The organism is Sulfitobacter sediminivivens (assembly GCF_042611115.2).
GTDB classification, from domain to species: domain Bacteria; phylum Pseudomonadota; class Alphaproteobacteria; order Rhodobacterales; family Rhodobacteraceae; genus Sulfitobacter; species Sulfitobacter sediminivivens.
Genome location: NZ_JBHGAR020000002.1, coordinates 39018 through 63427 on the forward strand (window position 1 = coordinate 39018; position 24410 = coordinate 63427).

18 protein-coding genes are annotated in these 24410 nt (G+C 57.1%); 7 read left to right on the forward strand and 11 right to left on the reverse strand.

The window, feature by feature from the left end:
- Positions 1-318 precede the first annotated feature (318 nt).
- The 6 genes from ACEWL3_RS02550 to ACEWL3_RS02575 all read left to right on the forward strand — a co-directional run bounded on the left by ACEWL3_RS02550 (position 319) and on the right by ACEWL3_RS02575 (position 6809).
- A complete protein-coding gene (locus tag ACEWL3_RS02550; RefSeq protein ID WP_386177910.1) occupies positions 319-1272 on the forward strand; it encodes a branched-chain amino acid ABC transporter permease in 954 nt (317 codons plus the stop codon).
- 76 nt (positions 1273-1348) lie between these two features.
- On the forward strand, positions 1349-2632 hold the full coding sequence (locus ACEWL3_RS02555) for an ABC transporter substrate-binding protein (protein ID WP_386177461.1): 1284 nt from the start codon (positions 1349-1351) through the stop codon (positions 2630-2632).
- Positions 2633-2701: 69 nt separating this feature from the next.
- Positions 2702-3538 carry an ABC transporter ATP-binding protein gene (locus tag ACEWL3_RS02560; protein ID WP_386177462.1) on the forward strand — a complete coding sequence of 279 codons (837 nt, stop codon included), beginning with the start codon at positions 2702-2704 and terminating at the stop codon, positions 3536-3538.
- A gap of 46 nt (positions 3539-3584) precedes the next feature.
- Positions 3585-4790 (forward strand): phenylacetate--CoA ligase family protein, encoded by a 1206-nt coding sequence (locus ACEWL3_RS02565; protein WP_386177463.1) that lies wholly within the window; start codon positions 3585-3587, stop codon positions 4788-4790.
- A gap of 64 nt (positions 4791-4854) precedes the next feature.
- Positions 4855-6519, forward strand: a complete 1665-nt coding sequence (locus ACEWL3_RS02570; RefSeq protein ID WP_386177464.1) for an ABC transporter permease — start codon at positions 4855-4857, stop codon at positions 6517-6519.
- A gap of 89 nt (positions 6520-6608) precedes the next feature.
- Positions 6609-6809 carry a hypothetical protein gene (locus tag ACEWL3_RS02575; protein WP_386177465.1) on the forward strand — a complete coding sequence of 67 codons (201 nt, stop codon included), beginning with the start codon at positions 6609-6611 and terminating at the stop codon, positions 6807-6809.
- A gap of 102 nt (positions 6810-6911) precedes the next feature.
- Here ACEWL3_RS02575 and ACEWL3_RS02580 read toward each other — a convergent pair whose 3' ends face one another.
- The 4 genes from ACEWL3_RS02580 to ACEWL3_RS02595 form a co-directional block, all read right to left on the reverse strand.
- On the reverse strand, positions 6912-7928 hold the full coding sequence (locus ACEWL3_RS02580) for a Fe(3+) ABC transporter substrate-binding protein (RefSeq protein WP_386177466.1): 1017 nt from the start codon (positions 7926-7928) through the stop codon (positions 6912-6914).
- Positions 7929-8056: 128 nt separating this feature from the next.
- Positions 8057-8926: a glutathione-dependent disulfide-bond oxidoreductase gene (yghU, locus tag ACEWL3_RS02585; protein ID WP_386177467.1), complete on the reverse strand. Its 870-nt coding sequence runs from the start codon at positions 8924-8926 to the stop codon at positions 8057-8059.
- 397 nt (positions 8927-9323) lie between these two features.
- Positions 9324-11699, reverse strand: coding sequence for a thiamine pyrophosphate-binding protein (locus ACEWL3_RS02590; RefSeq protein ID WP_386177468.1), 2376 nt, complete (start codon positions 11697-11699; stop codon positions 9324-9326).
- An 11-nt stretch (positions 11700-11710) separates the two neighbouring features.
- Positions 11711-12916, reverse strand: coding sequence for a methionine gamma-lyase (locus ACEWL3_RS02595; protein ID WP_386177469.1), 1206 nt, complete (start codon positions 12914-12916; stop codon positions 11711-11713).
- A gap of 113 nt (positions 12917-13029) precedes the next feature.
- Between ACEWL3_RS02595 and ACEWL3_RS02600 the strand changes: the two genes are divergently transcribed.
- The gene (locus ACEWL3_RS02600) at positions 13030-13488 is read left to right on the forward strand and encodes an Lrp/AsnC family transcriptional regulator (protein WP_386177912.1); all 459 of its coding nucleotides are present in this window, start codon (positions 13030-13032) and stop codon (positions 13486-13488) included.
- A 327-nt stretch (positions 13489-13815) separates the two neighbouring features.
- On the opposite strand, the gene betC (ACEWL3_RS02605) is transcribed toward ACEWL3_RS02600, so the two are convergent.
- From betC (ACEWL3_RS02605) to ACEWL3_RS02635, 7 genes are all read right to left on the reverse strand, one after another.
- Positions 13816-15378: a choline-sulfatase gene (betC, locus tag ACEWL3_RS02605; RefSeq protein WP_386177470.1), complete on the reverse strand. Its 1563-nt coding sequence runs from the start codon at positions 15376-15378 to the stop codon at positions 13816-13818.
- 63 nt (positions 15379-15441) lie between these two features.
- Positions 15442-16413, reverse strand: coding sequence for a TAXI family TRAP transporter solute-binding subunit (locus ACEWL3_RS02610; RefSeq protein WP_386177471.1), 972 nt, complete (start codon positions 16411-16413; stop codon positions 15442-15444).
- The gene (locus ACEWL3_RS02615) at positions 16410-18353 is read right to left on the reverse strand and encodes a TRAP transporter permease (RefSeq protein WP_386177472.1); all 1944 of its coding nucleotides are present in this window, start codon (positions 18351-18353) and stop codon (positions 16410-16412) included. The genes ACEWL3_RS02610 and ACEWL3_RS02615 overlap by 4 nt, the downstream gene beginning before the upstream one ends.
- Positions 18346-19545 (reverse strand): ROK family protein, encoded by a 1200-nt coding sequence (locus ACEWL3_RS02620; protein WP_435000487.1) that lies wholly within the window; start codon positions 19543-19545, stop codon positions 18346-18348. Before ACEWL3_RS02620 ends, ACEWL3_RS02615 begins: the two co-directional genes overlap by 8 nt.
- Positions 19546-19671: 126 nt before the next feature.
- Complete coding sequence (betC, locus tag ACEWL3_RS02625; protein ID WP_386177474.1) at positions 19672-21294, reverse strand: choline-sulfatase; 1623 nt, start codon at positions 21292-21294, stop codon at positions 19672-19674.
- 4 nt (positions 21295-21298) lie between these two features.
- Positions 21299-22687, reverse strand: a complete 1389-nt coding sequence (locus ACEWL3_RS02630) for an aldehyde dehydrogenase family protein (RefSeq protein WP_386177475.1) — start codon at positions 22685-22687, stop codon at positions 21299-21301.
- A complete protein-coding gene (locus tag ACEWL3_RS02635) occupies positions 22677-24308 on the reverse strand; it encodes a GMC family oxidoreductase (protein WP_386177476.1) in 1632 nt (543 codons plus the stop codon). The genes ACEWL3_RS02630 and ACEWL3_RS02635 overlap by 11 nt, the downstream gene beginning before the upstream one ends.
- Positions 24309-24410: the final 102 nt, after the last annotated feature.

Consider the following 24410-nt stretch of genomic DNA (forward strand, 5'->3'; position numbering starts at 1 on the left):
AACGGAAGCGGGTGGATGGAGTTGGTTTTGCTTGTCACAGCTGGCCCATTCTGGGCCATAGGTGTTATTTCGAGCCTTTTCGGAGGAATGTTATTGGTGTGGAGCTTTGCAACTTGGCTCGGAACCAGACGCACGCAACGCAGCGAAAAGGTTAAATAAATGTTCTACCGTGAAGCAGGCGACTTTTCGTCAACCTACGCCGAGGACCAACAAACATTCCCGATCAAGTTTGATCGTTACCGCTATTACGTCGTGCTGTTCATCGCCATCTTTGTTGTGCCGTTTGTGGTCAATGACTACTGGGTCAACTCGCTGCTGATGCCGTTCCTGATCTATGCGATTGCGGCGATTGGGTTAAACATATTGGTCGGATATTGCGGACAGGTCAGCCTTGGCACCGGCGGGTTTATGGCGGTGGGCGCGTACTCCTGTTATAAATTCATGACCGGGGTGGATATCTGGTGGGGCGGTGAATTGCTGTTCCGGCTGCCGGAATTCAACATCATTTTGAGCGTGTTAATGGGCGGGGTCATGACGGCGATCGTTGGTGTGCTTTTTGGCTTGCCAAGCTTGCGGATCAAGGGGTTCTACCTCGCGGTGGCGACACTGGCTGCACAGTTCTTTCTGGTTTGGCTCTTTAACCGGGTGTCCTGGTTCTACAACTATTCTGCCTCAGGTCAGATTAACGCGCCGGAACGCGATATTCTGGGGGTGCTGATCACCGGACCAAGCACGGCACCTTGGGCGACCTATCTGTTCTGTCTGTTCTTTACGATCACCTGTGCGGTCATTGCGCGCAACCTCACGCGCGGCGCATCGGGGCGCAAATGGATGGCGATCCGCGATATGGATATTGCGGCCGAGATTATTGGGGTGAACCCCCTGCGTGCCAAGCTGACCGCCTTTGCGGTTTCGTCGTTCTTTATCGGCATATCCGGCGCGCTGTTCTTTTCTGTTTATTTGGGCGCTGTGGAAGTGGGTGAGGCGTTTGGCATCACCAAGTCGTTCCTTGTGTTGTTCATGATCATCATCGGTGGCCTTGGCAGCATCTTTGGCAGCTTTGCCGGGGCGGCATTTCTGGTGCTGTTGCCTGTGGTGCTTAAGGTGGTTGGGGTTGATTGGCTGGGTTGGCCCACGGACATCGTGGCGCATCTGCAGTTGGTGATTGTGGGCGCGTTGATCATCATATTCCTGATCGCGGAACCACACGGCATTGCGCAACTGTGGCGCGTTGCCAAAGAAAAACTGAGATTGTGGCCGTTCCCGCATTAGGGGGCCGCGAAAAGAAGGTGGGGTGCACCCCGCTCGACGAAACCAAATCGGATAAAATCCAAGGGAGGAAACACCGATGAAATATAAACTAGGAACAATGGCCGTAGCGGCCATGATGGCGGCAAGCCCGGTTATGGCGGATCTTGTATTCCCATCACTCAGCTACCGCACCGGACCTTACGCGGCGGGCGGCATTCCGTTTGCCGATGGCTATGCAGATTACTTTACCCTGCTGAACGAGCGCGATGGTGGCATTGGCGGCGTTAAGGCCAATGTCATCGAATGTGAGACCGCCTATAACACCGAAAAAGGTGTGGAATGTTATGAAAGCACCAAGGGCGAAGGCGCGTTGATCTATCAACCGCTGTCCACTGGCATCACCTATCAGTTGATCCCCAAAGCCACAGTTGACGACATTCCGATCCACTCGATGGGATATGGTCGTACGTCCGCCGCGAACGGCAATGTGTTCAGCCACGTTTTTAACTATCCCGGTAACTACTGGAACGCGGCGTCGGGTATCATCAACCATCTGCTTGAGATCAATGGTGGCGACATCAAGGGCAAGAAGGTCGCGTTGGTCTATCACAACTCAGCATATGGCAAGGAACCGATCCGCACGCTGGAAGAACTGGCCAAGAAGCATGGTTTCGAGTTGAGCCTGCTGCCAGTTGATCACCCCGGTCAGGAGCAGAAGTCACAGTGGCTGCAAATCCGCCGCGAAAAGCCGGACAATGTGGTGATGTGGGGCTGGGGCGTAATGAACCAGGTTGCCATTCAGGAAGCCGCTAACATCCGTTATCCTATGGATCAGTTCATTGGTGTTTGGTGGTCTGGCGCGCAGCATGACGTTCTGCCTGCTGGTGACGCGGCGAATGGATACAAGGCTGTGACATTCCACGCGGTTGGCGATGACTATCCGGTGTTTGACGACATTCGTAAATATGTCGTTGATGCGGGCAAGGCCGCTGGGGCCGGCGATCAGGTCGGCACGGTGCTGTATAACCGTGGTCTCTATGCTGCCATGCTCGCCGCAGAAGCGGCTAAAGACGCGCAGGCGGCCAATGGTGTCACAGACATCACCGGCGGCATGATGCGCGATGCGATGGAAAACCTGAACATCACCGAAGAGCGGATGGCCGCGTTGGGGATGCCGAACTTTGGACCATCGTTCCAGGTGAGCTGTGAAAACCACGGTGGGCCGGGTCTGGTTGCTGTGGGTCAGTGGGATGCGACAGCAAAAGAATGGAGCCTGATCTCTGAATTCAAGGAATCAGATATGGAGATCATCCAGCCGCTGATTGATGAAGATTCCGCTGCGTTTGCGGCAGAAAACAACATCGAACCCAACTGCAAATAAATGAAACTTCTCTGGCGGCAGCATGTGTTGCCGCCAGAGTTCTAAGGTATTTTCAAAAGGGTGAAGCCCATGCTGGACACCGCCACCACTGTTGACGCCACTGCCACGAACCTGCTTGAGGTGAACAACATCGAGGTGATCTATAACCACGTGATCCTTGTTTTGAAGGGCGTGAGTTTGAACGTGCCCAAGGGTGGGATCACGGCGTTGCTTGGCGGCAATGGGGCCGGCAAGACCACGACGCTAAAAGCGATATCGGGGTTGTTGGCCTCCGAGCGTGGAGAGGTGACCAAAGGATCGATCAAGTATCGCGGCAATGAAATTCAGCACACCGATCCTGCCGAAACCGTGAAACGCGGTGTCGTTCAGGTGATGGAGGGCCGCCATTGTTTTGAACATCTGACGGTTGAGGAAAACCTGCTGACCGGGGCGTACACGCGCACCGAAGGCAAGGCGGCTATCGCCGCTGATCTTGAGATGGTCTATGAGTATTTCCCGCGCCTGCGCGAACGGCGCAAATCACAGGCCGGATACACATCAGGTGGTGAACAGCAGATGTGTGCGATTGGACGGGCGTTGATGTCGCGGCCTGAAACGATTTTGCTGGATGAGCCTTCAATGGGGTTGGCCCCGCAGTTGGTGGAACAGATATTCGAGATTGTAAAATCGGTGAATGAAAAGGAAGGCGTGACCTTTCTTTTGGCTGAACAGAACACCAACGTGGCCCTGCGGTTTGCGCATTATGGGTACATCCTTGAATCTGGCCGTGTGGTCATGGATGGTCCCGCCAAGGATCTGCGCGAAAATCAGGACGTGAAAGAATTCTACCTCGGCATGTCCGATGAGGGCCGCAAATCATTTCGCGATGTACGCAGTTACCGCCGCCGCAAACGCTGGTTGAGCTAAGCCGCACCACCCATCATGCGATACGCTAACATAGAAAGTCTGCTGTATGCCGACCTCCTCCTTTTTCGATGATCTAGAGACCCGCAGCGCCGATCAGCGCGAGGCCGAGCAATCGGCGCTGTTGCGCACCCGACTGGCGGCCATCACGATGGCACCGCAAGACTGGCGGGATGCGGCGGCTGAGGTCAAAACTGCTGCCGATCTGGTGCAGTTGCCGGTGCTGCGCAAATCCGATCTGGTTGAGTGGCAAAAGGCCCGACCGCCGTTTGGCGGGATCGAAATTGGTAATGTCACCCATGTGTTCCAATCGCCTGGACCGATCTATGAACCCGGCGCGCTGGAGAATGATTGGTTTCGGATGGGGCGGTTCTTGTATGCTGCGGGGATTGGCGCGTCAGATACTGTGCAGAATTGCTTTGGCTATCACCTCACGCCTGCCGGGCATATGTTTGAAAGTGGCGCGCGGGCGGTGGGGGCACGGGTGTTGCCCGCTGGCACAGGCCAGACCGAATTGCAGGTCGCGGCGGCACGGGATGTCGGGACAACCGCCTATGCCGGGACGCCCGATTACCTCAAGATCATACTTGAGAAAGCCGATGAAATGGGTGTGTCCCTTGGCATCACCAAAGCTGCCGTTGGGGGTGGGGCGTTATTCCCGTCTCTGCGTCAGTATTATCAGGACCGCGGCATTGCCTGCCTGCAGTGTTACGCCACCGCTGACCTTGGCAATGTCGCCTATGAAACCTCCGCGATGGAAGGCATGATCATAGATGAAGGCGTGATTGTTGAGATCGTGACCCCCGGAACTGGTATCCCGGTGACGCAAGGGGAAGTGGGTGAAGTTGTGGTCACATCGCTGAACCCGGATTATCCTTTGATCCGGTTTGCGACGGGCGATCTGAGCGCGGTAATGTCGGGTCAAAGCCCGTGTGGGCGCACCAATACGCGGATCAAGGGCTGGATGGGCCGTGCCGATCAAACCACCAAGATCAAGGGTATGTTCGTGCGGCCCGAACAGGTTGCCGCACTGGTCGCGCATCATGAAGAGGTCAACAAGGTACGGGTGATTGCCAGCCGCGCAGGTGAGCAGGATGTGATGACTGTGCAGATCGAAAGTGCAGGCGGTGATGCAGATGCCTATGCCCAGTCGGTCGTTCAATTGCTGAAGCTGAAAGGCAAGGTTGTGGTCGTAGAACCCGGCAGCCTGCCCCGCGATGGCTTGGTGATCGAGGATCAGCGGACATACGATTAATCCGTGCGAAATCATTGGACAAAGCCGCACTGGAAATCCCGACTGAAATAGTCGAAATAGGGGCATGACCCGAAACGATGCGCCAGCCTTGTCTAAAGCAAAACCCCGCGATGGGGTGAATGGCCTTGCCGTTGCGGCGGTATGTGTGGCGATCATCTGTGCATTACCGATGCTGGCCGTCCTGATTGCCGCACTCAGTGGCGGCACGGAGACAGTACAACACCTCATCGACACGGTATTGGGACGGTATGCGGCGACCACGCTGTTGCTGGTGGTCATGGTGTCGATCGGGACCTTTGCCATTGGCGTGGGGGCCGCGTGGCTGGTCACAATGACACGCTTTCCCGGTGCCAAAGTATTGGAAATCGCACTGGTTCTGCCGCTGGCCTTTCCGGCTTATGTGTTGGCTTATGCCTATACCCATGTGCTTGATCATCCGGGCATTGTGCAATCCATGTTGCGCGATGTGACAGGGTGGGGCCCGCGCGAATACTGGTTTCCTGAGATCAGATCGCTGGGCGGTGCGGCGGTGATGCTGATCCTCGTTTTATATCCCTATGTTTACTTGCTGGCCCGTGCGGCGTTTCTTCAACAAAGCGGCACGACCTTTTTGGCGGCCCGTGCCTTGGGATCAAGTGCTTGGGCGGCGTTTTTCAAGGTCAGCCTGCCCCTCGCTCGCCCGGCCATTGCTGGTGGCGTATTGCTGGCGGTGATGGAAACCATCGCGGATTTTGGCACCGTTGCGTATTTTGGGGTTCAGACATTTGCCACGGGCATCTACACTTCTTGGTTTTCGCTGTTTGACCGGGCCGGGGCCGCGCAGCTGGCGTTGTGTTTGCTGAGCTTTGCGCTTTTGCTGGCCATGTTGGAACGGTTGCAGCGCGGCCGTGCCAAGTACCATGATCCGGCCCGCAGAAGCCAAGCGATGCCGCCCGTGCAACTGAAAGGGTGGCATGCGCTTGCAGCCACGGTGCTGTGTGGTGTGCCGGTGTTTTTCGGGGCCTTGCTGCCGATTGTGATTTTGCTGGCGATGGGCCTGGGCTCAGAGCAGGATCTGCTGAGCCCGCGCTATCTGGGGTTCATCCGAAATTCTGTCACGCTGGCCGGGGTTGCCGCGATACTGACGGTTCTCGCGGCGATCTGCGTCGGGTTTTTCCAACGGTCGCGACCCGGACGGTTGGCGAGCAGTGCCGCCTATGTGTCGCGGTTGGGATATGCCGTACCGGGGGGCGTTATTGCCGTGGGATTGCTGGTGCCGTTTGCCGCGTTTGACAACGCGTTTGATGCATGGATGCGCAGTACTTTTGATATTTCGACAGGGCTGCTTGTTACCGGATCGATCTGGTTGCTGGTGACCGCCTATCTGGTGCGGTTTCTCGCGGCGGCGCTGGGTGCGTACGAGGGCGGGCAGGCGATGGTCCATGCCAATATGGACGCGGCCGCAAGGTCGCTGGGTCAGACCCCGATGGGCACCTTGCGCCGGGTGCATCTGCCCATCCTCGCACCCAGCTTGCTGACGGCGTTGCTGATTGTGTTTGTCGATGTGATGAAAGAATTGCCCGCAACGCTGATCATGCGACCGTTCAATTATGACACGTTGGCGGTGCAGGCCTATCGGTTAGCGAGCGACGAGCGGCTGGACGGTGCAGCGGTACCGTCACTGGTAATTGTCGCCATGGGGCTTCTGCCTGTGATCCTGATTTGCCGTCAGGTTGGGCGGCAGAAATAGACATGTAAACCACTGCCGTAGAACGGAAAGTTGAATTTTGCAGCGGTTTGGCCTATGGTCTGAGATCAGTTTAACAATGGAAATTGAATATGAGTGCAAGCGCAGCCATCATGTTATCCCTGCCCATCATGATTCTGGCGTTTGCCCTGTGGGTGTGGCACCTAAGGCGGCGTGCGGCGATGAAAGTCCCGCCGCAAGAGCATGCCGCCCATAGCCCGGAAACAGGCTATGATCGAGCTGCGATTGCGCGCAGCATCCTGGAAGGGCACGCATCGGGAGGGAACAGGTGACCATCAGGCCTGGCACCCGATCAATTCTTCACTAAAAAATGGTGGACCACGATGGCCCGTCATTCGTCTTTCAACCAGAGATATACCAGCGTTTTGGCCGCGTTATTCCCAGCCAACCGCATCAAAGATTTTCTGTGCTTTTGGCAGGTTTTCCGCCACCTCAGACAGGTTGACCTCGTCGGCCTTGAATGTGCCAAGCTGTTCCACCGATGCAGCCAAGGTGACACCTTGGACAGCGGGGTATTCATCATTTCCTGCTGAAAAGTATTGCTGGGCCTGATCTGAGGCGAGATATTCAAGGAATTTCACCGCATTGTCCTTGTTTGGCGCATGGGCTGCGACCCCCGCGCCCGACAGGTTCATATGCGCGCCGTTGCCGTCCTGATCGGGAAAGACATGACCGATTTTGCCGATGCTGGCGCTTACGCCGTCCACATCGGTGCGGATCGCACGGGCGAAATAGTAGGTGTTGGACACCGCAATATCACATTCGCCAGAGACAATGCCGCGCAGCTGATCGGTGTCGCCGCCCTGAGGCGCGCGCGCCATATTGTCGACCACGCCTTGCGCCCACTTTGTTGCAACCTCTTCGCCTTCATGAGTGACGATGGCGGCAAGCAAGGTCTGGTTGTATGTGTTGGTTGATGACCGAATACACACTTGGTTTTTGTAGGATGGATCAGCCAGTTCGAGATAGGTTTTCGGCGGATTACCTACGGTTTCGAGATTGTAAAAGATGATCCGCGCGCGCTGCGAAAAGCCGAACCACATGTTGTCGACGTCCTGAAGGTTCGCGGGGATACGCGCTTCAAGGGTTTCGCTGTCGATTGGCTGCAGCAGTCCCATGTCCTTGGCGCGTTTCAGGCGGCTTGTATCAACAGTGATCAATACGTCAGCGGGTGAATTTGCCCCTTCGGCCTGCATGCGTGCGGCCAGCTCGTCTGCTTTGCCTTCGATGCGGTTGATGGTGATGCCGGTCTGTTCGGTGAAATCGGAATAGAGACGTTCATCAGTGTCATAGTGACGCGATGAATAAAGGTTTACCTCACCTTCGGCGAAAGCGGGCAGCGCGACTGTCATAAGAGCAATTGCTGTGGTGGTTGTTTTGAAAAGAGCCATGGGGGAACCTGAGTGTTAAGTTAATCTGACTAAAACAGTAAGAAACAGATTCTCGTCTGGGATGCAAGGTATTCCTGATTATTTTACTTGGTTTATCGCCCCACCACTTTGGCGGTGGGGCGAAACCCTCATTCTTGCGGCGCAACTTTATCTTGGGTCTTGGTTTCAAAGTCCTCGGCATCATGCCGTTCGTGCAACTGCATTGAGAGGTCATCGCCAAAGGTCCGGTTGACCATGCGGCCTCGCTTCACGGCGGGACGTGCATCAATCGCCTCGGCCCACCGCAGCACGTTCTTATAAGAAGTCACATCGAGAAATTCAGCCGCTGAATAAAGCCGGCCCAGCACAAGTTGCCCGTACCACGACCAGATGGCGATATCGGCAATGGAATACGGGCCTGCAAGGTATTCATTGTCGGTCAAATGGCGGTCCAGAACGTCCAGCTGTCGTTTGGTTTCCATGGAAAACCGGTTGATCGGATATTCATATTTCTCGGGGGCGTAGGCGTAGAAATGGCCAAAACCACCGCCCAGATACGGCGCGCTGCCCATCTGCCAGAAGAGCCACGACAGTGCCTCTGTCCGCTGGGCCGGGTCCGTAGGCAGGAACGCCCCAAACTTTTCAGCCAGATAGAGCAGGATTGCCCCGGATTCGAAAACGCGTTGGGGCGTGTCACCGGAATGGTCCATCAACGCCGGAATCTTGGAATTGGGATTCACATCGACAAATCCCGACCCAAATTGATCCCCGTCCCCAATCTTGATCAGCCACGCATCATATTCGGCACCGGGGTGACCAGCGGCCAGCAATTCCTCAAGCATGATAGTGACCTTGACGCCATTTGGGGTGGCCAGTGAGTAAAGCTGCAGGGGATGTTTGCCAACGGGCAGGTCTTTGTCATGCGTGGCCCCGGCGATGGGGCGGTTGATGCTGGCGAATTGACCGCCACTTTCGGCCTCCCATGTCCAGACTTTGGGCGGTGTGTAGATATCGGTCATATGGGTCTCGCTTCATTTGGGGTGATCTCTTGGAGATATGTTGACCTGAAGCGGGCGCAAGGGCCAGAGGGATCAGGGCTTTGTGATGGGAGGATGCAGGCAGACGGGCCAGCAAGATGTACCGAGGTGCCCGACATTATGAGCCGATGTCTGCTTTGAGGCCAAAGTGACGGGTGCTGTGGTTCATAGCAAAGACGGCAAAGTCCGCAATCCGGTCATCCGGCAGTTTTTGCTGAATGCCCGGTGCTGGTAGAAGCTGCTGTCGAAGTGAGGGTTTTCGAACGATGGATTGCAAGGACTGCTTGACTTGATGAAGTGGTCATTTGAACAAAACAGTCGGATGACCGCATAGAACCCAATCTGACAGATGCTGCGCGGTGAACCATGTTTGCTCTTGCTATCCTACAGCCGAGATCAGGGAAATTTTTCGACCATGCGACAGTTCACTGGCGGATTGTGCCAACGCATATGCGTCGATGCGGAAATGATGATACAGCTCGGCAATGGTTCCAGTTTGACCAAAATGTTCGACGCCATGCGGGATCGTTTGATGTCCAAGAACCGAGCCCAGCCATGACAGTGTGGCTGGGTGACCATCGATCACCGTGATCAGGGCGCAACTGCGCGACACATCTGCCAGCAACGTTTCGATGTGTGACTTAGCATCCTGAATGCCGTTTGCACGCGCCCGTTGCGCAGCCGTCCAGCCGGCATTTAGTCGGTCTGCCGATGTTATGGCCAGAACGCCAACGTCTCGTCGGCCCTGAGCGATCTGACCTGCAGCCTTGATCGCCTCAGGTGCCACAGCGCCTTGATATGCAATCACGATCTCGCAGTTCGGGCCCGGCTTGCGCAGCCAATACGCACCATCAATGGCTCCCCGGCGAAAGGCATCGTCGACTCGCTTGCCGGGCTGCTCAATCGGGTTGGTGGTCAGCCGCAAATACACCGACCCACCCGTTTCGTCGCGCAGCCAGGTGCGCTCATCCGGGTCGCCTTCGCCATCTTTTTGCATGTAAGCAAAGGCCCATTCCATGATCACCGCCAATTCATCTGCAAAGGCAGGCTCAAACGCTGCAAGACCGTCCTGGCTCATGCCGATCAGCGGTGAGGCGATGGATTGATGCGCGCCACCTTCAGGGGCCAGCGTCACACCCGATGGCGTACCCACGATCATGAAGCGCGCATCTTGATAGCAGGCATAGTTCAGCGCATCGAGGCCACGCGACACAAACGGATCATAGACCGTCCCGATGGGGATCAGTCTTTTGCCAAAAACCGAATGCGACAGCCCTGCCGCGCCAAGCAGCAAAAAGAGGTTCATCTCGGCGATGCCCAATTCGATATGCTGGCCTTCGGGCGTGAATTCCCATTTTGCCGTGGAGGGGATGTTTTCCGCCTTGAACGTGTCTTCCTGATGGGCACGGGCAAACAATTTGCGCCGGTTGACCCACGGGCCAAGATTGGTTGTGCCGGTCACATCGGGCGAGGTGGTGACAATACGCTGCGCCAGCACAGTGTCGCCTTTGGAAAGATCATCCAGGATCTTGCCAAACGCCATCTGGGTTGAGATTTCTCGATCCGAGGACAGCGCAATCGCCGGAACATCAATAATATCATCCGTGTAACGACGGCGGCCTTTGGCGAAGAAGGGCGCGTTGTTCAGCATGTCCTGAAAGGCTGCGGTGTCCGCAATGGTGGCAAATTTTTCCCATTCCTCACCCTCGGCCACACCCATGTATTTCTGCCATTCGGCCATCTGGGCCTTGTTCATCAATCCGCCGTGATTGTCCTTGTGGCCTGCGATTGGCGTGCCCCAGCCTTTGATCGTATAGGCCAGAAAACAGACCGGGCGGTCGTGATCAATCGACGCAAACGTTTCGGCCATGGTCTCGACGCAGTTGCCACCAAGGTTTTCCATCAAAGCGGCCAGCTCATCATCGCTACGCCCGTCGATCAGCGCGGTCACATCACCCTGATCACCCAAAGCATCCATGAGACGTTGCCGCCACACCCCACCGCCCATGAAGGTCAGCGCGGAATAAAGCTGATTGGGACAATCATCAATCCACTGACGCAATTTGTCGCCGCCGGGCTCAGCAAAGGCCGCCCGCTGCAGCACACCGTATTTGACCCGCACGACATCCCAGCCGAAGGCGTCAAATATCTGCTCAACACGGCGGAACAGCCCCTCGCGCACGATCCCGTCCAGCGATTGGCGGTTATAGTCGATCACCCACCAGCAATTGCGCAGATCATTCTTCCAACCTTCCTGAAGGCATTCATAAATGTTGCCTTCATCCAATTCGGCGTCGCCAACCAGCGCCACCATGCGCCCCATCGGCACCCCTTTGCCCCAGGTTTTGGCCTGAATATAGTCCTGCACGATGGACGCAAACGACGTGATGGCCACACCCAGCCCAACTGAGCCGGTCGAGAAATCCACGTCATCCACGTCCTTGGTACGGCTAGGATAGCTTTGCACCCCACCAAAACCGCGGAAATTTTCCATCTTCTCGCGCGTTTGGTTGCCCATCAGGTATTGGATGGCGTGAAATATGGGCGAGGCATGCGGTTTGACTGCCACCCGATCCTCGGGCTTGAGCGCCGAGAAATAGAGCGCCGTCATGATCGACACCATCGACGCCGAAGATGCCTGATGCCCACCCACCTTGATACCATCGGCCTTGGGGCGAATGTGGTTGGCGTGGTGGATCATCCAATGCGACAGCCACAGCAGACGCTGTTCAATGGCTTTGAGGTCTTTGGACATGTCGAATTTCCTTATGCAGCGTTGCGCGTTTGCGGTTTGGGCAAAGCTTGTTCCAAATCGTAAATCACGTCATCAATCCCCTCGAGCCCGATGGACAGGCGTACCAGCCCTTCGCTGATGCCGTGCAGGGCGCGTTCTTCGGGTGTGTAGGTGGAATGGGTCATGCTGGCGGGGTGCTGCACCAGCGTTTCCGCATCGCCCAGTGACACCGCGCGGGTGATCAGTTGCAGCCTGTTCATCATCGCGCGCCCTGCTTCCAGGCCGCCCTCCAGCTCAAACGCAATCATACCACCAAACTGCGCCATCTGTCTTTGGGCCACGTCATGCTGCTCAAAACTGGTCAACCCCGGATACCAGACCTTCTGCACGCCATGTGACTGCTCCAGCATCTCGGCAATGGTCGCGGCACTGGAACAGTGGCGGTCCATGCGCAGTTCCAACGTTTTCAGGCCTCGCAAGATCAACATCGCATTAAACGGTGCCATCACGGCACCCGTCATATCCTTCATGCCATAAAGGCGAATTTCCGATACCAGTTCGGCAGAACCAACCAGCAGCCCAGCAACAACATCGCCATGGCCCCCCAGATATTTGGTGGCTGAGTGCAGAACAATATCCGCGCCATGTGTGATTGGCTGCGTCAGATAGGGCGTTGCATAGGTGTTATCGACCACAACCAAAGCGTCATGTGCATGCGCGATATCAGACACCGCCTGAATATCGACCAGCCGCATGTTGGGGTTTGCGGGGGTTTCAAAATACACCACCTTGGTCTTGGCGCTGATCACCGCTGTCAGGTTTTCCGGCGTCGTCAGGTCCACATGGGTCACCGTCACGCCAAATTTGGCCAACCCGTGCTGCATGAACGAAAACGTGCAGCCATAGAGGGTCTTGTCCAGGATCACCTCGTCTCCGGGGGCAAGAAGTGTCCACATGGTCGCAGTGATCGCCCCCATGCCCGATGCCAGCGCCAATCCGGCCTCGGCCCCCTCCAGCACTGCAATACGACGTTCCAACAAATCACATGTTGGGTTGGAAATCCGAGAATAGATATGCCCTGCGCGGTCCCCGGCAAACATCTCTCCGCCCGCCTCCGCCGTCTCAAAGGCAAAGGTTGATGTCAGATGCAATGGCGGCGTCAAAGCGCCTTCGTTTGCCATTGGGTCATAACCATGGTGGATGGCACGTGTCGAAAAGCTGTCTGGTCGATTGCGCATTGGATTGCTCCCTAGTTTCAAGGATCAAAATATTGCAACACCACAGCACAGCGATTTCAAATTATGCTTTGAATAGCTCGTATATTGGCACTATATGCTAATGAATGAAGAAAATTGACAGTAAAGATCAACGGATCATCCGAGCCCTGCAGCGAAATGGCCGCATTACGAATCAAGACTTGGCGGCAGAGGTAAATCTGTCACCTTCTCCCTGTCTCAGGCGGCTCAAGCTGCTGGAACAAAGCGGAGTTATCACGGGCTACAGTGCCAACATTGATGCGGATGCCTATGGGCTGCCGGTCACCGTATTTGTTCATATCAAACTGGAAAGCCACACAGAGGCTAAGGTCAGGCAATTTGAAGCAGACATCGCGCGCGTAGATCAGGTGCTGGAATGCTTTGTCATGACTGGCGCGTCGGACTACTTGCTTCGCGTGGTTGTGGTCGACCTTGCAGATTACGAAAATTTCGTACGTCGAAAGTTGCATTCTATTGGCAGTATCGCATCCATCGACAGCAGTTTTGTCTATGGTGTCGTTAAGAAAACAAACGTGTTTCCATCTATCAGGTAGAACCGCTTTAACCCGACTTGATGAAAAGGCGGTCTTACGCCCTGCGAATACATCTTCCAAACCTGGACATCAGACCCGGACTGTTCATCTTTGATCCGATCCACCGGATGCCGGGACTGAACACCCAGTGCCCGACATGACAGGGGCGGCGGGTGGAACACCTAGGCAATGCGGCCCGAGTGGATTGGAAATTACCAGTCTCTGAATTGGCCGCCATCATGAATTAACCTACGCGCGATGGGATTCAGTGCCTTGTTTGGCCCGCATAGTAATGTGCAACTCTCGTGAACTTGCGGGCAAGTTCAAGTTTCCCGTCTGCATAAAGCTTCACTTCTTGGCGTCGCGCGGAAACTGCGGCGGTGTGACTGGCACATAAGGGAAACGTCCGCGTTGCTTAGTTGCGGTTGTGCTGGGGTCGGTGCCGCCACGGACATAGACTTTGCCGGGATCATAATCGGGCCCGAAGTCCCATGTCGGGAAGCGGCCGTGCTTCATGGCTTCATGAACGAACATGCGCTTCTTCTGCGAGTTGCGTATCCGCACCTCTAGGTCCGCCTCGTCCCATCGCTCCATCATGGCCGTGAACATGCGTTCGATTTGAGCTTGATGCTCAGGCGCGTCCGCAAGGTTGGTTAGCTCCAGTGGGTCAGCTTCCGTGTCAAAGAACATCTTGGGATCGGTACGCGTGTAGACCAATTTTTTTGATCCTTCGATCATGATGAACGCAGGGCCATAAAGGCTTTCGCCAGTAGATTCGATGAAAACCCGGTCGTGGGGTCCGTTGCGTTCGGGTCGGTCCAGCAGGCTTTGGCCATCGTGAGGCGCGACATACCCGTCGAAGCTGCCGCCGCTGGCGATATCGGTGAATGTCGGCATGAGATCAACAAGCGAGGCCAATGCCTCCTCGCGATGACCGGCCTTGACGCCGGGGCCCTGCATGATCATTGGCACACGAATTGAGGCCTCGTAAGGGTTGAACTTGAACCACATGCCACGTTCACCCAGCATTTCGCCGTGATCCGAGATTAGGAAAACATACGTATTGTCCAACTGCCCAATGCTTTTCAATGTCCCGATCAGGCCGCCGACGAGTTCATCAATCTGCGTGACCATGGCAAAATAAGCGCGGCGTGAATTGTGCAGCTGTTCCGGTGTGATGTCGAATTCGTCCTGCCGGATGGTCATGAAATAACGCTGCGACCAGGGGTCCCGCTCCTCGTAGGGGATAAAGGGCACTTCTGGTTCGGGAATGTCGCGGCCTTCGTACATGTCCCAGTATTTGCGGCCCGCGACGAATGGGTTGTGCGGTTGTGTAAATGAGACGTGCAGCATGAACGGGCGGTCGTCGGTGGATCGCGCGTGATCATAAAGCTCTTTACGGGCTGCGATGAAAACCTCTTCGTCATAATCCAATTGCAGGTTTCGTTCGCAAGAACCGGATTCAACCACGCTGAGCAGGCTCATAACCGATGGGGCATAGGCCTCGTCCGTTTTGTCCCAGTCCATCGTCCAGGCAAAATCGGACGGGTAGATATCGGTGGTCAGGCGTTCCTCGAACCCGTGCAGTTGGTCCGGCCCGACAAAGTGCATCTTGCCCGAAAGCGTCGTCTTGTAGCCAAGGGTACGCAGGTAATGGGCATAGGTCGGTTCAGACGGCAGAAACTCGGCCCCGTTGTCGAAGACGCCGACATCCGAGGGCAGCCGCCCGGTCATCATCGAGGCGCGCGAGGGGCCGCAGACCGGGTTGTTGCAATAGCTGTTGGCAAAGGTCGTCCCATTCGCAGCCAATTTGTCGATGTTCGGTGTTATCGCATAGGGCTTGCCATAGGCAGATAGGCAAAGTGCGGTCATCTGGTCGGCTTGAATGACGAGGATGTTGGGGCGTTTCATGGGATTTCCTTGCGCAAGTGTCTCCGCCCGAAAGTGGGTCCGGGCGGAGTTGGGAGGGGTGGATCAGCCGCCGGTGCGGGTCACGAATTCCTCGATGCCGGGCACACCGATTTCGCGGTAGTATTTCAGCGCACCGGGATGCAGTGGGGCACCAAAACCGTTCAAGACAGTTTCCTTTGACACCCGGCTAAACGCAGGATGCACGCCTGCCAACATGTCGAGGTTCTCAAAAATTGCCTTGGTCATCTCGTAAACGCGATCCTCGGAAACATCCGCCGAGATCACCAACCCGTTGGCAAGTCCGTAGCTGGGCGTTTCGCTCGGCACGTCTTCATAGGTGCCTCCGGGAATTGTGAGGCGGAAATAGGGTGGATACTTGGCGTTGAGTTCGGCGAAAAACGCGTCGGAGATCGGGATCAACTTCATGTCGCGCTGCGCGGACAGTTTGATAACGGGCGGCAGCGGGAAGGAGCCGTTCCAAAGCGCCGCGTCGATGTTGCCATCGCTCAGCATGTCCACCATGTCGCCAAGACGCACGCGGAAGGCTTCGAAGTCTTCGCCAGCCACCATGCCCATCAGCACATTTGCGTCCAGCATCGACACGCCACCGGGCTGACCCATGCCGACCCGCTTGCCTTTCAGATCCTCGACCGAATTGATTGGGCCACCTTCTAGGGCGATGATATGCATCCCAACTGGTGCGATGGACATCCATGACATGATCTTGCCGGGCTCGGTACCCTCATATGGCCCGGTTGCCGCCCAAGCTTCGTAAGAGGACAGCGAGGTTGCCATCGACGCCTCGATCTCACCATCCTGCAGCAGTTTGATGTTGGCGACGTAGCCTTTGGTCTCCTCCGCCGTGGCTTCAATGCCTTCGACGTTCTTGTTGATGACATCGGCGATGCCAGCCGACCACGTGTAGGCCGTGCAGCCGACGGGGCAGGACCCGATGGACAGGAATTCGGCGTGGGCCGCGACCGGTGCAAGAACTGTGGCCGCCGCAAGCAGGGTGTTTCTAAGCGTATATTTCATTGGATATCTCCCTTTGAGGTTGAATTGACCGGTTCTGATCCGATTTCTGTTGTTGTGAATGTGTGAGTTGTGCCCTTGCGCATGTGCCAGACGATCAGCCCCGCTGCGACCAGCACCGCCAAAGCGTCTAATCGCCAGTCCGAGCTTACGAACAACAAAGCTGCCAAGGCAAAGCCAAGCCGTTCAATGATACTCAGGCGGTAGGCGAAAACGCCCATCATCGCGATGCTGGCGCAGACGCCGCCTGCAATTGCGGTGAGGAACGACAATATGACTTGGACCCAGGTGACGTCTATCCCCAGAAGGGCGGGATCATAGACGAAGAAATAGGGCACGGCGAAGGCACCCATGCCGAACTGGCAGGCCAGAACAGCGATCTTTAGCGGATTACCCTGCGAGATTGAAGCCGCCGCGTAGGCCGCGAGCGCGACAGGAGGCGTGATCGAGGACAACATCGCCGAATAGAGCACGAAAAGATGTGCCGCCAGAAGCCCGACGCCCAGATCAACAAGCGCAGGTGCGACCAACGTCGCCACAAGGATGTAGGCCGCTGCCGTGGGCAGACCCATCCCAAGGATCAGGCAGGTGAGCATGGTCAGCACCAGTGCCAGCGGAAGATGCCCGCCAGACAGCAGCACAACGAGGGTCGAGAATTTCAGTCCGACGCCGGTGAGTGTGATAATCCCGATGATGCACCCTGCCGCCGCGCAAGCCAGCGCCACAGGGATAACAGCATTGGCCGCCGCAACAGCCGTCTCGACCATTCGGCGCGGTGTTTGTGCCGATGCCCGGCTGAAGAAACTGACGATCACCGACGCCGCCACGGCCCAAAAGGATGACAACATGATCGAATAGCCGTTCAGCAGCATGCCGACAAAGACTGGCAGCGGAGCCAACAGGTAGGACCGTCTTAAAATGGATTGCCAGTCGGTGATCGAATCTGCGTCGCGCAGGAGGGGAATGTTCCGTTTGACTGCTTCGAAATGCACCATTGCCAACAGGACCGCATAGAAGATCACCGCAGGCAGAAAGGCCGCCTTGGCGATGGTCAGGTAGGAGGTCGAGGTGAATTCGGCCATGATGAATGCAGCGGCACCCATGACAGGCGGCATCAACTGTCCACCGGTGGAGGCGACAGCCTCGATGGCTCCGGCGGCTTCCTTGCGATATCCGCTTTTGCGCATCAGTGGGATCGAGATCGGACCGGTGGTCAACACATTGGCCACGGCGGTGCCCGAGATCATCCCCATCAGGCTGGACCCGACGACGGCGGCTTTCGCGGGCCCGGCGCGCATCCGGCCCGTCAGCCCAGTGGCAAAGTCCATCAGCACCTGCCCCGCGCCGGTCTTTTCCAAAAGCGCACCCAACACAACGACCCCGGTGACAAAAGTGGCGCTGACGCCCAAAGGTGTACCGAAGATACCGCCGCCGCCCAAGTAAAGTTGTGCCGCCACCCGTTTCAGGGAATAGCCCCGATGCGCCAGGCCATCAGGCAGATAAGACCCAAGCAGCCCATAGGCGATGAAGATCGCCGCCAGGATAACGATGGGCCAGCCAATGGTCCGGCGGCAGGCATCAAAAAGCGCGATCACCAGAATAACGGCAAAGATGATTTCAAGCCCGGTGATTTCGCCCCAACGGTCGTTGATGGCGTCAAAATTGATGATGTGATGCCCGGTCGCGATAATGCCCGCGGTCAGAACAACCACAATCCAAAGCGTTTGCAGGGTCCGCGATGGGCTGCTTGACCCTTCGTCTTTAAGTGACGTACGCAGGGCCGCCACATACACCAGCGCCATCACCAGAAGCAGATGAGCACTGCGCTGAAGCCCGTCCGGGAAAACCCCGAAATACGCAGTGTAAAGCGTCAGGCTGACCAGCAGCAAAGACACGATGCCGATGGTCCAGTCAAAAAACCTGTCTGGTAATCCGCTAAGCATAGGCTGCACCTTTGTCATGATTTGACGCATTGTCGTTCAGGCGTTCGAAATCGAGCCGGTCCGAATAACAGAACGTATGCAGCGCCAGAAGTGCTGCTGCCTCCGAAGGAGAAACCTCGCCTTTCACCAGTTGGAAGCTGTTGTTTGGCCCGTAGCCGTAAGCGGCCGTCAATCTTTGCTTAGCACCTTCAAAGTAAGCGTTGCTGGATCCAAGAATTCCGCTCAGGATGATCAGCTCAGGTGCCAAGATCTTGGCCACCGGATCCAATGCATCGGCCAGGCCCGCCCCTGCTTCTTGCAAGTACCGGGTATTCGCGTCGTCATCGATCACTGCCAGAAGTGATGTGGCATAGACCGGAAGTTTCGAGCGATCAAACGTGTCGTGGTCCAGTTTGCTCAGCTTCGCCAGCACACCGAACCCCGTAGCGGAAAGGTTCAGACAATCGTCTCGTCCGCACGTGCAGCGCAACGGCTGTTGGTGCGAGCGGAAGTGGCCAATGCGCCCGGCGTCACCAGAAGCGCCACGCACAACGCGCCCTTCCGAAACGGCTCCCACGCCTGCAAAAGTCGCAACATGGGCCAAAGCGAATTCCGAAATGCCACGGGCCGCACCGAACCGCATTTCCGAAAGTGCAAGCGCGTTGGCGATGTTCTCGATCACGACGGGCAGGCCGGTGTTGCGGCGCACTTCGTCCCAAAACTGACCGCCATCGTTTTCCCAGCCAAAATATTCCGATCGGACAATTTCGCTCCGATCTGGCGAAGTTTTGGCGGACAGGGCGACGCCGACACCAACGATCCGGCTGATGTCGATGTCCGTATCCTTCATCAGGGCGTTCAGTGCGTTTGAATAGAGGCGGGCAGTTTCGGCGGCGTCTTCAAAAGAGCTGTTGTTGACCTCCCTTCGGGCAATCGTCTGCCCGTTCGCATCGCAGATCGACACTTCCGAAAAATAGGCCGAGACAGTTATGCCAGCCGCAAAGACCCCTTGCGGATTAATCCGCAGGCCCTTGCGCGGACGTCCAAGACGGCGTTGCTTGCCGGTGTCTTCGTCAGGGAGATCGAATTCCTCGATGATCTCGGCACCAAGCAAATCCCGCGCGATGCGCGTTGCGGCCATCTCGGAAAAGCCAAAGCGTCGTGCCAGTTCGGCGCGGGACACACCCGGTTCTGCCTGAATACGACTTAACACAAGACCCCGGTGCGTGCGACGGAGACTGGCGGGGGTGGCGCTGGAGGATTCTTTATTAACCATCTGTTAGTTTGTAATTGTGGTGAATTGATTCTGTCAATCATTTCTCGGCCAGACGGGTGTATTTCAGGAGTTGCCAACATCCTGCCGGTCTTCTGAAAGGTAGCTTGGCAATGTCACGCGGCCGGCAATAATCGCGGCCACATCTTCTTGAGAAAGCTCAGGAAAATGCGCTGCGATCGGTTCAACTTTGGGCAAACGGCGATTGGCCTTGGTCCCGTCTACGCCGCCCGATCCACGCCGCACATAGCGCGTCTCGTCGCCGATGCGGGCGACGAAATCCCAGTCCTCGGGCGTGCCGGGCGTTGTTTTCAGAAACAGCCTTTCGGCTTGGCTGGTGCGAATCTGTTGGTCGATTTCGTCGGGGTCCCATCCGTCCAGCAGAATGGATTTCAGCCGCTGTAACGTCTCATCATGGGTCGGATCGACCGCAAGGTTTTGCAATTCGTCCGGGTCCGCCTTGAGATTGAACAACAGGTCTGGGTGATTGTGGGTATAGATCAGCTTGAACTGTCCTTGACGGACCATGCGGTAGGGCACACAAGGCCCGATGCCATAGTAGTCCGAGATCACCAGATCGCGGGTTGCGCCCCCGGTCAAAGCAGGTTCAAGGCTTTCACCATCGCATGGCAAACTCACCTCGCCGCCCCCGATGCCCACAAGCGTTGGCAACAGATCAACCAGCGACACACAGTCTTGGACCCGTCTGGGCGCGTATCGTTGAGGTGCGGACACCATCAAAGGCACTCGCGCGGACCATTCATAAAAGCTTTGTTTGAACCACATGCCCCGCTCGCCCAGCATCTCGCCATGATCCGCGCAGAAGAGGACGACTGTGTTGTCGGCTTGTCCGCTGGCCTTCAAAGCCGCGAGGATCTCACCGACCTTGTCATCAAGGAACGAGATCATGGCGTAGTATCCGTGGCGCGCACGACGCAGGTCATCTTCTGTCACCCGATGCCGATGCCGCCCGTGGGCAAAAAACAGCGCGCGCGACGCATGGTCAAGATCGTCGAAGGGCAGGGTACCGACCTTTGGCAGATCAATCTCGTCAGGATCGTAACGATCCCAATATTTCCGGCCTGCAACGAAAGGTGTGTGCGGGCTGGTGAAGGACGCAATCTGAAACCACGGGCCTGCATCTTTGCCGCGCCTTGCCAGATCGTAGATCGTCTGCACCGCAGCATGCGCGACTTCTTCATCAAAATCTTCCTGCAGGGTGCGTGCGGCGGGTCCGGCATCGACGACACCGTTCAATCCTGTGGCCGATGGCACAAAGGCCGGTCCGGCCTCCCAATCGGCAACCCAGTCAAAGCCTGAGGGGTACACATCCGTCACCGTGCGCTCTTCAAACCCGTGCAGTTGATCGGGTCCGATGAAGTGCATCTTTCCTGATAGAACAGTGTGATATCCCAGGTGCCGCAGATGGTGTGCCAGTGTTGGTTGGCCGGAGGCCAAGGCGCAGGCGTTGTCCCAGACCTCTATCGCGGGCGTGAGCCGTCCTGACATCATCGAGGCGCGCGAGGGCACGCAGACGGGATGGTTGCAATAGGCATTGTCGAACACCACGCTGGCGGCTGCCAACCGATCAAGGTGCGGCGTCTTGCAGACCGTGTTGCCATAGAACGACAAGGCTTGCGGGGCCAGTTGGTCGGCCATGATCATCAGGATGTTTGGTTTGTCGGTCACGCCGTTACACCTTTGCCCGGCGATAGACTGTGTGCTCGGTGGTATAGAACTGGATGGTCGACGGGCCGTTCGATCCGCCGACGCCCATGGCACTGTTCTTGACGCCCACAAAAGGCAGGTGGTTTTCCGGAAAGCTGCCCGCGTTCACATGAATCATCCCGCTTTCGCTTTCGGCGACAAATCGTTCCACCACGTCTGTGCGTTCCGAGTACAGACAGGACGACAGACCAAAAGCGACATCATTGGCGATGCTCATCGCTTCGTCCACCGTGTCATAAGCGATCACCGACAGGACCGGGCCAAAGACCTCGTCGCGAGCAACCTCCATGTCGCGCGTGACGCCGGAAAGAATGGTCGGCGCATAGAAATAACCGCCAGTGGGTGTGTCGAGCATGTGCCCGCCCGCCGCGACCGTCGCGCCCTCGGACCTGGCGCGGGCGACAAAGCCGTCCACATCCTCAAGTTGCTGTGCGCTGGACAGCGGGCCAATTTTCGCGCCCTCTGCCGTGCCGTCCATTGGTTCCATGATGTTTGCGCGCCGTGCCAGTCCTGCGACGACGTCCGCCTCCAGCGCGCGGCGCACGATGACACGGCTGACTGCGGTACACCTCTGGCCACATACCGCGAATGCCGACGCCATGATCTGATCAAGTGCGGCGTCCAGATCGCTGGCGTCGTTCAGAATCGCCGGGTTCTTGCCGCCAAGTTCAAGCGACACTTCCGCCAGATGTTCCGCCGCCGCGATGGCAACCCGTTTGCCGACGTCGACCGATCCGGTAAAGCTGACGGCATTGACACCCTTGTGCCCGGTCAGGGCATGTCCCAACGTACCGCTGCCGATCACGGCCTGCAAAAGGTTCGCAGGCAGAATGCCGGTGGCGATTTCGGCCATCAGGGCAACTGCCCCCGGCGTGAGAGATGCAGGTTTAAGCAAGATTGCGTTGCCATAGATGAGGGCAGGGATTGCCTTGCGCATCGGTGTGCTGAACGGGAAGTTCCAGGGATTGATGCCAAGGATCACGCCACGCGGGCGGCGCGTCGAGTAGGCGACGGTGCCGGGGATTTGCGACGGAAACACCTCGCCAATCGGTGCACTGGCCCGGCCAATACAGGCCCGCGCTTCGCCTATTGCCTTGCCGACCTCGCCCCGCGCCTCTGCCATGGGCTTGCCCATTTCCCGGGTGATGGACAAGGCGATGTCCTCGGTGCGGGCTTCCAGCGCATCAATGTACCTGGCGACCAGCGCACCGCGCTCCGGCTGCGGTTTCTTTGCCCAGTCAACCTGAGCCTGACGCGCTTGGCCAACACAGTCGTCCAGAGCGTCCATGGGCATTTCATCATAACTCGCCACGATCTGGTCCGGGGCGGCGGGGTTGCGGATTTCAATGGGCATGGGCATTGTCCTGTCTTGCACCTAAGGCGGCATCGCGGATCATCGCGGCAGCCTTTTCGGCGATCATGAAAGTGGGGGCGTTTGTGTTTGCCGACGTGATTTTGGGCATGACCGAGGCATCAACGACGCGCAGCCCCTCAACGCCGTTGACCCGCAACTGAGGGTCCACAACTGCGCGCGTATCCGACCCCATGCGGCAGGTGCCGACCAGATGATAAACCGTTCCGGCCATCTGGCGCACGGCGGCCAACACCTCTGCGTCGCTTTGATGCTCGACACCGGGGATCACCTCGCGCCGCCAGCGATGGCGAAATTCGGGGCGGTTGTAGAGTGCGCGGACCAGCCTGACACCTTCGACGATGACCTTTTGGTCTTTCTCAGCCGACAGATAGTTCGTGCAAATGCGCGGATCGGCAAAAGGATCGGTCGTGGTGATCCGGATCGAGCCACGGCTTTCCGGGTGGCACTGCCAGAACGAGGTCGTAAAGCCGGAATAACGATGCAGCGGCTTGCCCGGTTTGTCGACGGACAATGGCATGACGAATAGTTGTAGATCGGGGTGCCCACTTTCGGCGTACTTTGTGCAGGCCGCACCCCCGACCTGACCGGCACCCACAGTCAGTGGCCCGCGCGACTGCAACAGCCACTCCAACCCCATTTTTGCCATGCTAATGGGGTTGCGCATGTGATCGTTAAGAGAGGCACCGCGCGCGTCCAGCTCGACAATTGTGCGCATCTGCAGGTGGTCCTGCAGGTTCTCACCCACCTCAGGCGCGTCGTGGCGCACCGAAATGCCGTGGTCACGCAGCAACTCTGCCGGCCCTATACCGGACAACTGCAGAAGCTGCGGCGATTGGACGGACCCACCACACAGGATCACTTCGCAATCGGCATGAACCTCGTGTGCATTGCCGTCCTTGACATAGCGGACGCCGGTTGCGCGCGTACCATCGAAGAGGATCTGGGTAACGTGGGCATGGGTTTCCAACGTCAGGTTCGGGCGCTGCAATGCGGGATGCAGAAAGGCCGTTGCCGCGCTGTCGCGCCACTTGCCCCGCAGCGTCAATTGATACGCGCCGACGCCATGCGCGCTTTCACCGTTAAAGTCGTCGTTCTGCGGCAGACCGTGACCCTTGGCCGCTTGCAGCCAGTCCTTGCAGGCGGGATTGTCGTTGCGCAGGTTCGAGATTTGCAAAGGCCCATGTGCGCCGCGGAGTTGCGAGGGCGGGCCGGCATAGGTCTCGACCGCGCGGAAGTGTGGCAGGACATCGTTGAACGACCACCCATCCGCGCCAAGCGAGGCCCAATCGTCGAAATCTGCGTGTTGTCCACGAATATAGATCAGACCATTGATTGAACTTGACCCGCCCACAACACGTCCGCGCGGGCAATCCATCTGTCGCCCCATGATGCCAGGGTCCGGATCACCGCGATAAAGGTGCGAGACGCGTTTGTCGTAGATGGATTTGTAGTACCCAACCGGCAGCTTCAGCCAGAAACCGCGATCAGCACCACCGCCCTCCAGGACCAGAACGCGCGCTGCGTCGTTTTCAGACAAACGGGACGCCAATGTCGACCCTGCCGTTCCCGATCCGATAATGATGTAATCAAAGCCCGCCACGATCCACCCCAAAAGTTCTAATAATGGGATTAATCCAAAAGCTCTGGTGATGCAATAAAAATTCTATATATAGGACTTTAGAACTAATATGGACGACCTCCG

Coding starts and splice junctions, on each gene's coding strand:
- ACEWL3_RS02615 (WP_386177472.1), bottom strand. CDS start 18,353: ATGCTTAGCGGATTACCAGACAGGTTTTTTGACTGGACCATCGGCATC.
- ACEWL3_RS02555 (WP_386177461.1), top strand. CDS start 1,349: ATGAAATATAAACTAGGAACAATGGCCGTAGCGGCCATGATGGCGGCA.
- ACEWL3_RS02610 (WP_386177471.1), bottom strand. CDS start 16,413: ATGAAATATACGCTTAGAAACACCCTGCTTGCGGCGGCCACAGTTCTT.
- ACEWL3_RS02580 (WP_386177466.1), bottom strand. CDS start 7,928: ATGGCTCTTTTCAAAACAACCACCACAGCAATTGCTCTTATGACAGTC.
- ACEWL3_RS02550 (WP_386177910.1), top strand. CDS start 319: ATGCCGTTCCTGATCTATGCGATTGCGGCGATTGGGTTAAACATATTG.
- ACEWL3_RS02560 (WP_386177462.1), top strand. CDS start 2,702: ATGCTGGACACCGCCACCACTGTTGACGCCACTGCCACGAACCTGCTT.
- ACEWL3_RS02575 (WP_386177465.1), top strand. CDS start 6,609: ATGAGTGCAAGCGCAGCCATCATGTTATCCCTGCCCATCATGATTCTG.
- ACEWL3_RS02595 (WP_386177469.1), bottom strand. CDS start 12,916: ATGCGCAATCGACCAGACAGCTTTTCGACACGTGCCATCCACCATGGT.
- ACEWL3_RS02630 (WP_386177475.1), bottom strand. CDS start 22,687: ATGCCCATTGAAATCCGCAACCCCGCCGCCCCGGACCAGATCGTGGCG.
- ACEWL3_RS02590 (WP_386177468.1), bottom strand. CDS start 11,699: ATGTCCAAAGACCTCAAAGCCATTGAACAGCGTCTGCTGTGGCTGTCG.
- ACEWL3_RS02570 (WP_386177464.1), top strand. CDS start 4,855: ATGACCCGAAACGATGCGCCAGCCTTGTCTAAAGCAAAACCCCGCGAT.
- yghU (WP_386177467.1), bottom strand. CDS start 8,926: ATGACCGATATCTACACACCGCCCAAAGTCTGGACATGGGAGGCCGAA.
- ACEWL3_RS02565 (WP_386177463.1), top strand. CDS start 3,585: ATGCCGACCTCCTCCTTTTTCGATGATCTAGAGACCCGCAGCGCCGAT.
- betC (WP_386177470.1), bottom strand. CDS start 15,378: ATGAAACGCCCCAACATCCTCGTCATTCAAGCCGACCAGATGACCGCA.